Source organism: Psychrobacter sp. 1U2 (assembly GCF_051847575.1).
Genome location: NZ_JBPYDC010001798.1, coordinates 1 through 521, shown reverse-complemented (window position 1 = coordinate 521; position 521 = coordinate 1). Strand labels below are relative to the sequence as shown.

1 protein-coding gene is annotated in these 521 nt (G+C 44.5%); it reads right to left on the bottom strand.

Annotation, left to right across the window (positions count from 1 at the left end):
* The coding region (locus tag ACS8FD_RS24465; protein ID WP_439277752.1) for a formyltetrahydrofolate deformylase at positions 1–521 on the bottom strand (521 nt) is incomplete at both ends.

Here is a 521-nt window from a genome sequence, read left to right as displayed (position 1 = left end):
ACTCGGTTTTGCACATGCCAATTTACAGCGCGAGCCAATACATTGCGTTCAATATCACGGCCAATAGCACGTAACTCTATCACACTTTGGCGATGAGTCACACGGTGCACATCTTGCTCAATAATGGGTCCTTGATCAAGCTCCGCAGTGACATAATGCGCAGTCGCTCCAATCAGCTTAACGCCTTTTTCATAAGCCTGACGATATGGGTCAGCCCCCACAAATGCGGGCAAAAACGAATGATGAATATTGATAACCTGCATCGGCCAGCGTTCGATAAAGTCAGATGATAATATCTGCATATAACGCGCCAATACTAACAAATCATTACCTGCCATCAATGTATGAATCTGCTCTTCTGCCTCTACCTTATTATCTTTAGTCACTGGTACATGATGAAACGGTATACCGAAGTTTTCGACCGCTTGGCGCAAGTCAGGATGGTTACTCACTATCGAGGTAATCTGACAATCGAGCAAACCTCGCTGATGACGCCATAACAAATCTAATAATGCATGATC